The 14,568-nt window shown below is 68.7% G+C and carries 11 protein-coding genes; 3 read left to right on the top strand and 8 right to left on the bottom strand.

Going from position 1 to position 14,568, the window contains the following annotated elements; genetic code table 11:
- The first annotated feature begins 48 nt into the window (after positions 1 to 48).
- Positions 49 to 1,284, top strand: coding sequence for an MFS transporter (locus OG300_RS16845; protein WP_405496972.1), 1,236 nt, complete (start codon positions 49 to 51; stop codon positions 1,282 to 1,284).
- Between the two features lie 361 nt (positions 1,285 to 1,645).
- Entirely contained in the window at positions 1,646 to 2,512 is an 867-nt protein-coding gene (locus tag OG300_RS16840) for a MinD/ParA family protein (protein WP_405496970.1), read from the top strand.
- A gap of 32 nt (positions 2,513 to 2,544) precedes the next feature.
- Here OG300_RS16840 and OG300_RS16835 read toward each other — a convergent pair whose 3' ends face one another.
- The 8 genes from OG300_RS16835 to OG300_RS16800 form a co-directional block, all read right to left on the bottom strand.
- Complete coding sequence (locus tag OG300_RS16835; protein ID WP_405496968.1) at positions 2,545 to 3,540, bottom strand: phosphatidylinositol-specific phospholipase C; 996 nt, start codon at positions 3,538 to 3,540, stop codon at positions 2,545 to 2,547.
- A 113-nt stretch (positions 3,541 to 3,653) separates the two neighbouring features.
- A complete protein-coding gene (locus OG300_RS16830) occupies positions 3,654 to 4,379 on the bottom strand; it encodes an FHA domain-containing protein (protein WP_405496967.1) in 726 nt (241 codons plus the stop codon).
- A complete protein-coding gene (locus tag OG300_RS16825; protein ID WP_405496965.1) occupies positions 4,379 to 5,668 on the bottom strand; it encodes a vWA domain-containing protein in 1,290 nt (429 codons plus the stop codon). Before OG300_RS16825 ends, OG300_RS16830 begins: the two co-directional genes overlap by 1 nt.
- Positions 5,665 to 6,762, bottom strand: a complete 1,098-nt coding sequence (locus OG300_RS16820) for a PP2C family serine/threonine-protein phosphatase (protein WP_405496963.1) — start codon at positions 6,760 to 6,762, stop codon at positions 5,665 to 5,667. Before OG300_RS16820 ends, OG300_RS16825 begins: the two co-directional genes overlap by 4 nt.
- Positions 6,759 to 9,311 (bottom strand): tetratricopeptide repeat protein, encoded by a 2,553-nt coding sequence (locus OG300_RS16815; RefSeq protein WP_405496961.1) that lies wholly within the window; start codon positions 9,309 to 9,311, stop codon positions 6,759 to 6,761. The genes OG300_RS16820 and OG300_RS16815 overlap by 4 nt, the downstream gene beginning before the upstream one ends.
- The gene (locus tag OG300_RS16810) at positions 9,308 to 10,489 is read right to left on the bottom strand and encodes a hypothetical protein (RefSeq protein WP_405496959.1); all 1,182 of its coding nucleotides are present in this window, start codon (positions 10,487 to 10,489) and stop codon (positions 9,308 to 9,310) included. Before OG300_RS16810 ends, OG300_RS16815 begins: the two co-directional genes overlap by 4 nt.
- A gap of 7 nt (positions 10,490 to 10,496) precedes the next feature.
- Positions 10,497 to 11,465: a glutamate ABC transporter substrate-binding protein gene (locus tag OG300_RS16805; protein WP_405496957.1), complete on the bottom strand. Its 969-nt coding sequence runs from the start codon at positions 11,463 to 11,465 to the stop codon at positions 10,497 to 10,499.
- Positions 11,462 to 12,727 (bottom strand): hypothetical protein, encoded by a 1,266-nt coding sequence (locus tag OG300_RS16800; RefSeq protein WP_405496955.1) that lies wholly within the window; start codon positions 12,725 to 12,727, stop codon positions 11,462 to 11,464. The genes OG300_RS16805 and OG300_RS16800 overlap by 4 nt, the downstream gene beginning before the upstream one ends.
- A 308-nt stretch (positions 12,728 to 13,035) precedes the next feature.
- On the opposite strand from OG300_RS16800, the gene OG300_RS16795 reads away from it, so the two are divergent.
- Positions 13,036 to 14,466, top strand: a complete 1,431-nt coding sequence (locus OG300_RS16795) for an ammonium transporter (protein ID WP_405496953.1) — start codon at positions 13,036 to 13,038, stop codon at positions 14,464 to 14,466.
- Positions 14,467 to 14,568 lie beyond the last annotated feature (102 nt).

The following is a 14,568-nucleotide window of genomic DNA, read 5'->3' as shown; positions in this document are numbered from 1 at the left end:
CCGGCTCATGAGCCGGAATCCGTTGCTTTCCATACGCTTTGGACACCCGTGGCACATCCCGAAGCCGACGCCGTCGGCGAGCTCCCCACCGCGACCCCGCCCGCCCGCGGCCTGCTGCCGCTGCTGTTCGTGGCCAATGCCGCCATGTACGCGCTCTACACCGGTATCGGCGGGGTGCTGCTGCCCCTGCAAATCGAGCACATCGACGCCGCCTCCAAGGTCGCGAATCTCGGAATCGTCGGCGGTGTCGCGGCGGTCTTCGCGACCGTGTTCAACCCGGTCGCCGGTGCCCTCTCCGACCGGTCCGGACGCCGTAATCCGTGGATCCTCGGCGGTGGCCTGGCCGCCATCGCGGCGATGGCGCTGCTCGGCAGCGTGCACACGGTGCTGCTGGTGGCCATCGGCTGGTGCCTGGGGCAGGCCGTCATGAACATCTATCAGGCCGCGCTGACCTCGGTGGTGCCCGACCGCATTCCCCGCGAGCGGCGCGGCATCGCCTCGGCCGCAGTCGGTTTGGGCCTGCCGATCGGATCGACCATCGGCGTGCTGGTGGCCTCGGTGTGCTCCGACCACTATCGCACCGGCTACCTGATACTGGGGGTGCTCGTCGCGGTGGCGGCGGTGGTGTTCACCACCGGGTCCCGGGAAGTCCGCCAGCCGCCGCGGCCATCGACACCACTGCGCGCGCAGGCGGCGGCCTTCCTGAACGTGCTGCGCGAGCACGACTTTCGCTGGGCCTTCACCGGCCGCGCGCTGCTGGTGCTCGGATACTTCTCCGTCACCGGGTATCAGCTCTACATCCTCCAGGACCACATCAGCCTGCCCTCGGGTCTGGAACCCGCGCGGGCGGTGGCCATCCTGACGCCGATTTCCGCTGTCGCCATGGCGATCTCGACGGTCGTGGGCGGCGTGGCCTCCGACCGGCTCAACCGGCGCAAACCCTTCGTCGCCGCCGCGGCCACCCTGGCCGCCGTCGCCCTGATGATCCCGGTGTTCAGTCCCAGCTGGCCCGCCATGATCGTGTTCGCCGCGGTGAACGGATTGGCGTTCGGCTGCTTCATGGCCGTGGATACCGCGCTGGTCACCATGGTGTTGCCCAAAGCCGAGGACGCCGCCCGCGATATGGGCGTGCTCAATATCGCCAATGCCGCACCGCAAATCGTCGGGCCTTTCGTCGCCTCGGCGGTGGTGAGTCTCGGGGGATACCCGCCGCTATTCCTTGTCGGCGGGGCGCTTTCGATTCTCGGTGCGCTCGCGGTCGCCCCGATTCGATCGGTGCGCTAGACACACTGATGAAGGCAATACCCGGTCGCGATCTGGCACGGAATGACAGCTGGTTGGTTGACAAGATCATGTAATATCTGGCGGCATTGAAAGGAGTTGCATGGCAACTCATTCGAACTTCTCGGCGGCGAAACGGCGGTAGGGGGTGTTCGGGGGGAAGATAACTCAAGGACTTCAGCGAAGTTGTCGTAGCGCAGGGGCGATTCTCGCCGACACGGTGTGGGTGTCGGAGGCGAGCTGATCGGTGTCCTCGCGCTGCCGATCGTGCACGCGACGGATGACGCCGGCGATGCCGTCCTCCGCGACGTGGTGACTGCCAGATTCCGCAGAATCTACTGCCGCTCGCTCAAAGGAATCTCGAGTGTCCGACCCATTCCCCGACCACCCGGCCAATCTGTCCTCGGCTCCCACGGACCTGTCCGTGCTGCTGCGTCCCTCCCCGCCCGGCGGGCCCACCGACCTCGTGCGGGTGCACGGCGGCAACGGGTTTCTGCTGTGGGCCGACCTGCCGCCCGTGCTGGTGGTGGGCAGCTCCGGCGGGTCCGGGTCCACCACCACCGCGCTCGGCATCGCCGCGGCCGCCGCCTACGACTACGGCGAGCACTCGCCGATCGTGGTGGACGCCACCATGACCGGCGGCGACCTCGCGGCACGCGGCTGCGACACCATCGACGCCGCGGGCACCGTGCAGTCCTGGCTCAATATGAGTCACCGCAGCCTGCCCTCGACCGTCATCGACAGCTGCGGGGAGAGCAGTGCCGGCGTCGGCGTGCTGCCGCGCGGCCCGGATGCGTTGCCGCGCAGGGAAAGCTACGCCTCGGTGCATCGCGATCTGATGGAGGCGGGGTGCCTGCCGGTGTACGACGCGGGCGCGCCGGTCACCAACCGGATGGTCGCGCCGCTGCTCAGTGACTCCCGCATCACGCTGGTGATCACCCTCGCGGCGCGCCCGGACGCGGTCAACCGGCTCAAGCCCGCGCTGATCTGGCTCGACGACAACTACAGCCAGTACCACCTGGCCGAGGCCGTCATCGTGGTGACCCGTCAGCATCACAAGGACGGCCCGCTGGTCGCCGAGCATGTGCGCAAGTACCTCGGTGATGTGGTGCGCGCCGTCGCGGAGGTCCCCTACGACACGCACCTGGCCAGCGGGAGCCCGGTGACCTGGAAACGCCTGGCCCCCACCACCCGTGCCGCCTACCGGCAGGTCGTGAACCTGCTGCGCTGACCCGCCGTGGCGACGGGTCGGCCGGGGGGCGGTCAGCTCGGGTTGGTGGCCAGCAGTAGATCCAGCACGCCCTGGTAGCGGTCGGGGAAGTCCATGGGGATGATGCCGTAGTGGGCGGGCCGGGTGCGCTGATCGGTCAGATAGGACTGGAGCTTCGGCATCAGCGCGCCCGCATTGTCCTTGGGCAGTGCGCGATCGGCGAAGCTGGTGAAGTTGATGTACTGCAACGTGTTGTTCGGATCCGCCGCCGCCCGATCCAGGCAGGCCTGGATGTAGCCCCACTTGTCGCCGCCCGACGAGCCGAGATTCGAAGTGCCGGAGTCCAATCCGGCCAGCCCGTTGTGCTGATAGTGGTCCTGCAGATAGATGCGATCGGTGGTGAAGACGCCGTTGTCGCCGCCGGGCCACTGTAGGCAGCCCAGTTGATTGGCGAACTGCGCGATCAGCACGATGCGGCCGCGTGCCTCGCCGAGGGCGGGAAAACGGTTGTCCATGAAGAACAGTGACCGGTAGCCCTTGGCGTCGAGGTACCCGTTGAAGATGCTCGCGAAGTTCGAGCCCACATCGTTGGTGGTGCCGTCCTCCTTCTTGACCCGCATGATCAGCACTTCGTTCGGGTTGTGCAGCAAGAAGTTCCGGCATTGGTCGAGCACGGTGTCGAAGGTGATGCCCTGATAGAAGCTGCTGTGGTAGATGCCGAAGGAGTCGGCGGTGTGACCCTGTAGCCCGTTGCAGCGGATGTCGAGGAAGCGGATGCCGTGCGCGAATTGATCCGGCAGCGACCAGTTCTGGGTGTGCGAGAACTCGGTGCCGTTGGCCGGATCGGTGCAGCAGGAGTCGTGGGTGCCGGGAATCGTCAACCGCAGCAGCGAGGTGGTGTCCGGCAGCGCCGCCATCCACGCCTGCGGCACGGCGGTGGTGCGCAGCAACGGGATCGCGTGCGCCGCGGGGAGCACCGCTGCGGTGGCGAGTGCGCCCGCGGCGGAGGCCAGGGTGGTGCGGGCGAAGTCTCGGCGAGTCAGGCTCATTCGTGTCCTCAGGGGTACTGCGGCATCGAATGCGGGGGTCCGCATTCGAGCGCGCAGCCTAACCTGGACAACAGACCAAGATCGGTGATTCCGGAAATATCGGGCGTTGTGGACTATTCGGTCGTGAGGGTGATGGTGGTCCAGCCGCCGACATGGACGCGGTCACCGGGACGCAGCGGGACCGGGGTCTTCGCCGGTATCGGCTGCGCGCTGTCGTTGAGGCAGGTGCCGTTGGTGGAACCCAGATCCGTCACGGTCAGCTGCTCGCCGTCGAGACGCAGCAGTGCGTGGGAACGGGAGACCGCGATATCGGCGGGGGCCACCGACAGGTCGATGGCGGGGTGCAGCCCCTGGCTGGCACTGCGCTTGCCGATCAGGATGTCGCCGTCCTGCAAGGTGATTCGCCGGTCCGGGTAGTACTGCGGGAACTCCACTCGCTCGAGATCCGGACCTTGCTGCGCCTGCATGCGGGCGTAGTGGGCGGGGTCGGCGGCGATGGTCGCCACCCAGATCGTGCCGGGCCGCCCGGATACGCCGGACAGCGTGGGCGAAGCGGAGTGTCCGCCAAGGCTTTCGGACTGACCGTTGCCCTCCGCCGTCCCTTCCGGGTAGCCGCCGGTCTGCCCATGGTCGTCGACGCTCGCCGGGTACGCCGGGGGCGGCGGCAGCGCCGAGTCGTGCCCGCAGTTCTCGCAGAACCGGCCCTCGCTGGGGGTCGCGCAGGCCGGGCACAGCGTGAGTTGCGGTGCGGCAGCGGCGGATTGCACGCCGATCGGTGCGCCGCAGACGTCGCAGTAGTCGGCCGCGACCGACTGGTGTCCCTCGATGCAGACGGCCATCACGGCTCCTTGCGGACTCGGGCAGTCTTGGTGGAGCGCACGTCGAGGGCCATCTCGTCGGCCGGATCGACCTTGTTGCGCAGCCGGATGGTGCCGGTCCGCTCGTCCACCACGTCGACCACGCTGAGCAGCAGCTTGGCGGTGTTCTCGTTGCCGGACTCGGTGGCCAGGTGGTAGGCGCGCTGGAGTTTGGCCGTGGCGGTGGCGAAGTCGCCCTGCTTGCGGGCGGTCAGGCCCTCCTGGACGGTCTGGGCCAGCTCGGCCTGACCGGTGTAGTGGGCGACGCGGCGGCTGATGCGGGCTGACTTGTCGGTGTCGGTGGTCCAGGCCGCCTTCACCAAACCCTGCCCCAGCACCTCGCCGTCGGCGAGCACGCTCACCCGGGCGGCCAGCTTCTCGCGGCCCGGCGCGGCCGGTTCCAGCTCCAGCTGCACGTGGTAGTCGCGGTCCTCCGCACCCCACGAGCCCAGCGGGTACTCGCCGATCTGCGGGCCGACCTCGGTGCGGCGCGCGGTGAGATCCTCGATGAACGGGGCCACCTGCTTGACGAACACGATGCGCGCGCCCACCGGCGTCCACAGTCGCAGCGCCAGATCCGGAATCGCCTTCTCCAGTGAGGTTTCCATCATGGCGGCGAAATCCTGGGCCAGCAGGTCGGGGGTCTTCACGATATCGACGGTGCCGTGCAGCGCGGAGGCGACCGCGCGCAACTCGTCGGGCTCCCAGTCCGCGCCGACGCCACGGCAGTCACAGGTGAAAAGCCCTGAGGCCAAACGGATCTCCTCGGCCAGGCGCTCCGGGGTCTCGTGTTCGTTGCGGCCGTCGGTGAGCAGGATGGCGTGCACCATCGCGCCCGGATGCTGCTGGGCGATCAAGCGCGACAGGCCCAGCCAGGTGCCGATCGCGGTGCCGCCGTGCGGGCGCAGCTTGTCCAGCGCGTGCCGGGCGGCCTCGCGCTCGGCCCGACCGGCGATCGCCGACGGGCCCTGCCGGGGGTAGACCACCTCGGCCTTGTCGGTGCCCTCCACGATCGCGAAGCGGGTGCCGTCGGGCAGCACGTCCAGGGCGGCCAGGGTGGCGCGGCGGGCCCCGGCGAACTTGTCGCCGCTGCCCATCGAGCCGGAGGTGTCGATGATCAGGATCTCCACCCGGTCCGGCGGCGGCACCGACACCACCAGCGCGTCGGTGGCCTCGACGGTGACGATGGCGTCGACGGTGCGCGCGCTCTCGGCGAGAAACTCGTTCTGGTCGACGGCGACCGAGAGACCTTTGTTGTCAGGGGAAGTCACAGCGTGTCTCCTGTCGAGGCGCGAGCGGGTACCGGAACGAGCGCGACGGTGATGTTGTCCTTGCCGCCCGCGGCCAGCGCGTGCTCCACCAGCGCGCGCCCGGCGGGCAGCGTGGGCAGCGTGCTGGTGAAGTGGGCCTGGGCGGCCGCCTCCGGCAGGTAGTTCCACAGTCCGTCGGTGCACAGCAGCAGCGATCCGGGCTCCTGGACATGCAGGGTCCGAACACAATTGGGCGACCACTGGTGTTCGCTGTCCGCGCCCAGCCAGCGGGTCAGCACATGGGCGTGCGGGCCGTCCATGGCGGTGGCCGCGTCCAGGATGCCGTTGTCGACCATGGCCTGGGCGAGGGAATCGTCGACGGTCAGCTGCTGGGAGGCCCCGGCCTGCGCTTGCAGCCAATAGGCGCGGCTGTCACCGACATTCGCGATGGTGATGTCCGCGCCGCCGGACTCGTCGAACACGATCAGCGCCGAAACGAACGTGCACGACGGCGATCTGCCCTCCGGCGAACCCACCGCCCGCACCGCCGCGGCGGCCGCGGTAAGCCCGGCCATCGCACACTCCTGCGCGGAACGCTGCTGCCCCAGGGCTTCCAGACAGGCGTCGACCCCGGCGCGGACCGCCGCACCCGAGGCCGCCTGCGGATCCTCCGAGGTGGACACGCCGTCGCAGACCGCGATCACCGCGGCCGCCGGGCGCTGCGGGGTGGACCCGGCCACGATCGCGGCGGCGGTGGCGTCCTCGTTGCGGGCATGCGACAGACCACGATCGGTGACCAGGCAGACGGTGCCGAGATCGGCTTCGAAGCGGTCACGCTCGTTGCCGAGTTCACCGCAGGCGCTGCAATAGCCGTCGACATCGAAATCGGCGCCGCCGCAACCGGTGCAGACGGGGTCGGGTCCGGCCTGATACGGGACGGGGGCCGCGGCGGCGGCGCGCGCCACCTCGGCGGGCATGGTGGACGCGTCCGGATCGGTGGGCCGCTCCCGGGGCGGCAGGGCCACCAGGCGGATGCCGAGCTTGCTGCCGCACGCCTCACAGAAGCGGTCGGAGGCGACGGCGAACGCGCCGCACTGCGGGCAGCGGGCCGTCACAGCACGGTCCTCGGGCGTACGGCATTGGCCTGCTCCACCAGGGCGATGCGATCCCACAGGTCGTCGGTCTCGTGCGCGAGATCGCGATAGCAGCGTTCCAAACCGGTTCGTACCCCTTGTTGATCGAGCGCCACCCCCAGCAGCGGGGAGTGGTCGGTGGGCACCCTGCCCAGGCGCAGCCAGTGCAGCGCCGCGTCGAGGACCCGCATCCGCGCCTGGGCGGCACGGCGTTTCGAGTCCAGAGTCAGATTCGCGATCCGGTGCCCGGCGTCGCGCAGCAGCTGCTCGGTGAGCCGATCGGTCTCCGGCACCGCCAGCAGCGTGTCGACCGCGGTGACGCCGGCCTCGGTGTAGACGGCCGAGGCCGGATCCACCTGATCGAGCAGCGCGACCGCCCCGTCACGATCACCGAGGCGACGGCGCACCCGGGCCGCGCCGAAGGCGGCACTGGTGAAGGAGCGGTCGGTGCGCCACACGGCCTCGTAATACTTTGCGGCTCGGCGCTGTTCGGGCTCCTGGTCGCTCGCGTTCGCGGCGTCGGCGAGCAGTTCGGCGGTGACCGCCAGCGCCAGCTTCGGGGCGGCCTCACCGGGTAGCGCGTCGTAGAGGGCGTCGAATTCGATTGCCGCGCCGGACCAATCGCCCTGAAGCAGTCGGGCCTGGCCGGTGTACCAGCTCAGTCGCCAATCGCCGGTGAGGGTCGGTTCGAGGTCGGTGAGGCGGCGCAGCGCGTCCTCGGGGTCACCGAATTCCAGTGCGGCGCGGATCAATCGCAGCGGGATCTCGACCGACTCCGCCTGGCCGGTGACCACCGACTGGAGTCCGGCGGTGATCTCGCGCTCGAGATCCGCCGGGGTGACCGCACCGGTGGAGGCCAGCAGGGCCGCGCCGCTGTCGGAGGGGTCGACCATCGGCACCGGCAGGGCGCGGATCACGGCGCCGATATCGGACGGCACCGTGTCGCCCACGCCGAACACCGCACGGGGCGGGCCGAAGCGGGTGGACAGGCCCGGGCGGGGGCGGCCGTCCTCGGCGGCCAGCACCTCGCGCAGCACGCCGGTGAGCTGATCGCTCATCTCGGTCATCGAGGTGAAGCGGGCGTCCGGATCGGTGTCGGTGGCGCGCAACAGGAATCGGTACAGCGACTCGTGGCGGGCCATCAGCGGTTCGGCCTGCGGGCCCGGCAGTGGACCCAGCTCGCCGTTGAGTGGCGGGATGCGCATGATCAGCGCGGCCAGGGTGCGACCCACCGTGTACACCTCGGTGGCGACGGTCGGGCCGGAGTCGGCGATCTCCGGGGCCTGGTATCCCGGTGTGCCGTAGATGGTTTCGTGCTGATCCTCGAGCGCGATCACCGCGCCGAGGTCGATGAGCTTGAGCTGCTCCTCGGTCTGCATCACGTTGTCGGGCTTGAAATCGCAGTATGCGAGGCCACGTTCGTGCAGGTAGTCCAGGGCGGGCAGCATCTCGAGCACGAAGGCGATGGCCCGGGCGGGCGGCAGATAGCCCTGATCGGCGGTGCGCTGCTCGCGCAGCAGCTGCTTGAGCGATTTCCCGCCCACGTACTCCATGACGATGTAGCCGACCGGCTTGCCGTCGGGGCCGGTGTCCTCGGCGAAGTTGTAGATCCGCACGATGTTCGGGTGATCGACCTGCGCCAGGAATCGCTTCTCGGCCACCGCCGCCCGCATGGCGTCCACGTCACCGGTATTGAGCAGACCCTTCAATACCACCGGGCGATCGTCGACCTTGTGATCCACCGCCAGATAGATCCACCCCAGGCCGCCGTGCGCCAGCGGGCCCAGCACCTCGTACTGCCCGCCCACCAGATCCTTGCGAACCAGCTTGGGGGTGAAGGAGAATCGCGTCCCGCAGTGCGGGCAGAACCCCTCCGTACGCCCCGCCTCGCCGCCGCGACTGCGCCCGACCGGCCGCCCGCATTTGCCGCAATCACGATGGTTCTCCGGCACTTCCGCGTGCGTGAGTACCGCCTCGGCCGGATCCCGGCGTGGCACCGGCGGCACCTTCACCATGCCCGCGCCCAGCCTGCCGCGACTGGAACTCGACGCTCCCGAACGACCGGTCCGAACGGACCGGCCACTGCGGCCGGACCGGCTGCCGGATCGCACAGTGCCGGACATCCCGTGTCCGCGTTCGCGTTCCGTGGTCACCATCGCCGACGCGGTGGCCGTCACGACTGCGGGTGCGCTGCCGCAGACATCGCAGTAGCCGTCGACAATCGACCCACTGCAACCGGGTTCGCCGCACCCGGTGGGGGTGCCGGGGTCGGCCGTCGATGCCTCCGCGAGACCGGTGCCGAGCACCGGCGCGCTGCCGCACACCTGGCAGTAGCCATCGAGAATGGTTCCGGCGCAACCGGGTTCGCCGCACGAGGATCCGTCGGACGTTCCAGTCGGGGCGATATTCGATCCCGCCGGGGCGGTGCTCGCTATCGCCGGGGAGGTGTGCTGTTCCGCCGGGGCGGTGCCGCAGACGGTGCAGTAGCCAGCGTCGATGGTGCCGGTGCAGCCGGGCTCGGTGCAGTTCATGGTCGCCTCCCCGATTTGTTCGCGATGAGCTGGCGGTAGTCGGTGACCGCGCGGGTGACTGCCGCGAGGTCACAGGGTTTACGGGTGAGCAGGCCCGCCGCGATCCGGTCGGCGGCCAGGATGTCCGGGTCCTCGGCGACACCCTTGCGGGCGGCCTTGGCGCGGTAGGCGGAGAAGCGGCCCTCGAGTTCGACCCGCCGATCCAGCAGGCCCTGCGCCAGCTGTTCGTGCGCGGCCGCCGCATCCAGAGCGGTGGTGACGCGGGTGCGCAACTCCCAGAGTGCGTCCGGAGCCGGGGGACCGCCCGCCAAGGCGGTCAGTTCGGATTCGAAGACGGCGCTGTCGTCACGATGCCGGGGCAGCGGCGCTGCCAGGATGGTGCGTTCCACTTCACGACGGGCGTGGTCGGCGCGCTCGTAGGTTTTGCGCAGGGCATCGACTCGAACTCGCAGGCGATCGACGGCCTCGTCCCAATTCGCCGCGATGGCACGCAGTTCGGTGACGACCGCCGCGGCCGCGCGCATGCGACCGGTCAGCCCGGTGAGGCGGGCGTCCAGGACCTCGGGGTGCAATGCCAGCGGGTCGGTGGCGATCGCACCGGCGAGCGCGTCGATATCCGCGGCCAACCCCGCCAATTCCGGTGTGGGCGTGCCGATCCGGTCCAGTTCGGCGCGCAGCGGCCCGATATCGGCCAGCGCCCGATCGTGCACCGCCTCGACCGCGTCGAGCACCGACACCACCGCCGGGAACGCGGTGCGCATGCGGTCGAGGATCTCCGCGATCCCGATCAGCTCGACCTCCTCGCGCGGGCCGCTGAGCGACCGCCGCGACATGGGAATCGTGTGGCGCGACAACTCGATCGGCTGTCCGCGCAGCAGCCGGGTCAGCTCCTCACGATCCAGCGCGTCCAGCCGTCGCCGGGCGCGGGCCGTCCGCACCCGGTCCAGGATGGTGCTCAAGCGTCCGAAGTCCTCCCACATCAGATCCAATGCCGCCTGCGCGGGCGTCCAGCGCTGCGCGGTCACCCCCGCGGGCGGGAAGCGGCGCAGCAGTACCAGCCCGGCATGCTTGTCCAATTCGACGAGGGTCGCGGCGATGGTGTCGATTTCGCGTGCCCGCTCGGCGATTTCACGATCTATTTCGGCGACGCCGAGTACCGGCCCGGGATTGGGATGCATGGCCGACTCAATCGCTGTACCGGGGCGCCGGTGGGCCATTGGACGGGCCGATTACGCTCAAGCGCTGGTTGTAGATGCGCTGCCAGGCGCCGTCACCACGAATTCGCTCCAGCACCCCGTTCACGAACTTCACGAAATCGGTGTTCTTCTGCTGGATTCCGATCGCATAGGAGTCGGTGGCCATCGCGTCGCCGACCACTTCCAGATTCGGGTCCTGAATCTTGAGGCCGTACAGCAGCGGCAGATCGGTGCTGGCGGCGTCCACCAGACCCTCCTGCATCGCGGTCAGGCAGTCGAGCCAGTTCACCATGCCGATCACGGTGGGGCGCTGCGGGAGTGCGAACACCGCGTCCAGGGTGGTCGAGTTGGGAATGCCGCACACCTTCTTACCGCCGAGATCGCTGGCGGAACGGATATTGGAGCCCTTGGTGACCAGCACCCGCTGATCGGTCGTGAAATACACCGAGGAGAACTGAATGTCCTTGCGGCGCGCACAGGTCGGGGTGAAGTTCTGCACCACCATGTCGACCTCGTTGTTCTTCAACGCCTGCACCCGATTCGCGGAATCGATGGGATGCAGCTCGATTCGCTTCTCGTCACCGAATAGATCGCGCGCCACCTCGCGGGCGATATCGATGTCGAAGCCCTCGATCTCACCGGTCGCCGGATTGCGGTAACCGAAGAGGAATTGGTTCTGGTCCACCCCGACGCGTAGCTTGCCGCTGGCGACGATGGCCGCCATCGTCGACCCGGCGGGCATGGCGCCGGGCTGCGGTTGCGCACCCGGGCGCAGGCTCGCGCTCGGATCACAGGACTGGTCGGCGCGCTGGCTCGGCGCGGCGGTGATGACCGCGGCGCCCGGCGGCAACCGGTTCTCCGAGGGCAGCTGATAGGGCGTGGCGTCGGGGGTTCCGCCGCAGCCCGCGGCCAGCACGGCGACCAGGGCCGCCAGCAGTATCCGCATCGGCGTCTTCACAGGAACTCCTTCAACCGCGGCCACACACCCGCGCCGACCGCGCCCGCCGCGGCCAGCAGCAGCACCAGCGTGCCCGCGGAACTCAGGGTCAGGGCATTACCGGCTGTGTTCACATCGTCGCGCACCTGCGCCCGGGTGCGCTCCAGTTCGGTCTTCAACGCGGCGTCCATGGCGTCGAACTCGGCCGCCGAACCGGCGACGGTGGCGTCGATGGCCTGATCCACGGCGCCGCGATAGTTGTTGGCGAGGTAGGCGGCGACCTCGCGGTGATGACCGTCCTGCCAGCGCGAGAAGGCCTGCCCGGCCTCCGAATTCACGCCGACCGTCGAGGAGAGGGTGGCCCGCAGCTGATCGCTGCTGGCCGTGAAGCGCTGCTCGCTGGCGCCCATGTCACCGCGGGTGATGAGCTGCAGCGTCTCCTCGGTGCGGGCCTGCTGCGCGAGAATGCGTGCCTGCGCGAGGCTTTCGAAGCGGGCGGTGGCCCCGGTGTCGATGGCCGCCGCCGCCGCGACGGTGGTGCCGACCACCCACAGCAGGGCCAGCGCGGCCAGCCCGGCGGCGGCGGCCACACCGGCGTTGACCAGTCGATTGGTGCGGCGCAGCAGCAGCCACGAACCGTAACCGCAGGCGGCCAGCAAGATCAGCAGCGCGGCCGTACTCCACAGCGGTAGTCGGGTGATCGCGTCCTGATCGTCGTGCAGCTGCCGTAGCCGGGTCTGTTCGAGGTCGCTGGCGTTGGTCAGCAGTGAACCCTGCATGAGCGCCGAGGCCTGGCGCAGGTAGGCCGAACCGACGGGCAGGCCCTGCCGGTTGTTGGCGCGCGCCGCCTCGACATAGCCGGTGTAGGTGGGCAATTCGGCGGAGATCTTGGCCAGGATGTCGCGGGTGCGGGCGTCCGAGGCGCCGGTGGTCGCCTCCGCGAGCGCGGCGGCCGCGTCCGACAGTGCGTTCTCGTAGCGGGTCCGCACCTGTGGCGATTCGATGCCGCCGGACAGGAATGCGGTCGAGGCCGCGGCGTCAGCGCTGGACAGCGCTACGTACAGCCGTTGCGCGGCATTGGCCAGTGGCTCGGTGTGCGCCAGTGCGGTGTCGTGGCGAGTGATCTTGCCGCCCTGCTGATTCGCGGTCACCAATCCGGCGATCAATGCCAGCAGCACCAGCGCCGCACCCACCGCACCCATCACCCCCGGCGCGGTGCGCGCGAAGCGCCGCGTCCACTCCGCTGCGTTGCGGAGGGCCGTCGTCGGTAGACGACTCCTCACTCGGTTCCCCCGTTCGACCGGATCTGCTCCCCGTAGCCAGATCATAGGGGAGCACCGCGACACTGTCGATCGAGTTCCGACTGGTTGGAATTAATTGGCGAGCCGGTCATTTCGAATGCACGGATCGGTTTTGCGGACGACACCTACCGGACCGTGAAATCCAGAATTAACGGCAGGTAATCGCCGGGAAACGTTACCGCACAACACTTGATGCACCCCTGTGACGCTAGACACCTTATGCCACAACAGAATTTAGTGCCGGAACGAGTCTGGTGCCTGCTCGCTCCGCGGTGAGGAAGCGCGAGATCATGTCACCGTATCCCGACTGGCTGATTCCGGGCGACAATGCCTGGCAGCTGGTGGCCGCCACTCTCGTCGGGCTCATGAGCATTCCCGGTATCGCCATACTGTACGGCGGTATCGTGCAACGCAAATGGGCCGTCAATACCATGCTCATGGCATTCACCGGATTCTCGCTGGTCCTGGTGGTGTGGGTGCTGTGGGGCTTCAAGATGGGCTTCGGCGAACCCGTCAAGATCGGCCCCGGAATCCTGCGGGCCGCAATCGGCAAGCCGCACACCATTCTCGGTTCCGACAATCAAGAGCAAGCACTGATCCCGCTGCTCGACGGTGCCATGCCGAAGTTCCACTTCTCCGAAACCACACTGGCCTACTTCCAGTTCGTCTTCGCCGCGATCACCCCACTGTTGTTCCTGGGCAGCGTGATCGGCCGCATCAGTTTCAAAGTGTGGCTGATCTTCGTCCCGCTCTGGTCGACGTTCGCGTACTCGGTGAACGCCTTCCTGATCTGGGGCGGCGGCTGGTGGTCGCAAATGGGCGCGCTCGACTACTCCGGCGGGTACGTCATCCACTTGGCCGCGGGCACCACGGGTTTCGTGGCGGCGGCGGTGATCGGACCCAGGCTGGCCCGCGACCGGCAACACTCGGTACCCAACAACTTGCCGATGGCCGCGGCCGGAGCGGGCATCCTGTGGCTGGGCTGGAACGGATTCAACGGCGGCGACCCGTACTTCGCGGGCGCGAACGCCTCACTGGCGGTGCTGAATACCACCCTGTGCACCGCGATCGCACTGCTGACCTGGGTGCTGTGGGACATGTTCGCGGGACCTTCGCGGCGGCCCAATTTCCTCGGCGCGGTCAACGGCATGATCGCCGGTCTGGTGGGCATCACCCCGGCGGCCGGTTTCGTGAACAGCTTCGGGGCCATGGTCATCGGCCTGGTGACCTCGACCCTGGTGTGGCTGTCGTGGAACAAGCTGGGCCGCACCCGGCTGTTCCGCAAGGTCGACGACACCCTCGGTGTGGTGCACACGCACGGCGTCGCCGGGCTGCTCGGCGGCCTGCTGGTCGGCGTGCTGGCCGACCCCCACATCAAGCTGTACGTGGCGTCCGGCAGCGGCGGCTCGGACGTCACCTATGGCGGCTGGCTCTACGGGCACAATCCCAAACTGCTGCTCTGGCAAGCGGGTGCGGCCCTGACCGTCATCGTGTGGGACGCGCTGGTGACCTATGCGATCCTCAAATTCCTGAGCCTGTTCATGAGTCTGCGACTGCCCGACGACGTCCTCGAGACCGGGGATATCGGCGTGCACGAGGAAGAGGCGTACCCGGACGACACCCTCGTCAGCGCGCACACCTCGTTGCGTAAGCCACCGGGGCTCAACAGTCAGTCCGCGCCTACCGCGGCTGAGCCGGAGGTCCCGGCCGAACAATCCTGACAGCGGAAAATCTATTGTCGGCACTCCCGTCCAGGCCCTATGGTCTGGGCGGGAGTTGTTCTTGTTCGCGCGAGGTCTCGCGCAATCATCCAGGGGAGTTCG

This window comes from Nocardia sp. NBC_00511, from assembly GCF_045161165.1.
GTDB lineage: Bacteria > Actinomycetota > Actinomycetes > Mycobacteriales > Mycobacteriaceae > Nocardia.
This window is presented reverse-complemented; position numbering and strand designations above follow the sequence as displayed.

Bases quoted from the DNA above. Each gene is read 5' to 3' on its own strand.
- OG300_RS16795 (WP_405496953.1), top strand. From the start codon at position 13,036: ATGTCACCGTATCCCGACTGGCTGATTCCGGGCGACAATGCCTGGCAG.
- OG300_RS16810 (WP_405496959.1), bottom strand. From the start codon at position 10,489: ATGCATCCCAATCCCGGGCCGGTACTCGGCGTCGCCGAAATAGATCGT.
- OG300_RS16815 (WP_405496961.1), bottom strand. From the start codon at position 9,311: ATGAACTGCACCGAGCCCGGCTGCACCGGCACCATCGACGCTGGCTAC.
- OG300_RS16835 (WP_405496968.1), bottom strand. From the start codon at position 3,540: ATGAGCCTGACTCGCCGAGACTTCGCCCGCACCACCCTGGCCTCCGCC.
- OG300_RS16830 (WP_405496967.1), bottom strand. From the start codon at position 4,379: ATGGCCGTCTGCATCGAGGGACACCAGTCGGTCGCGGCCGACTACTGC.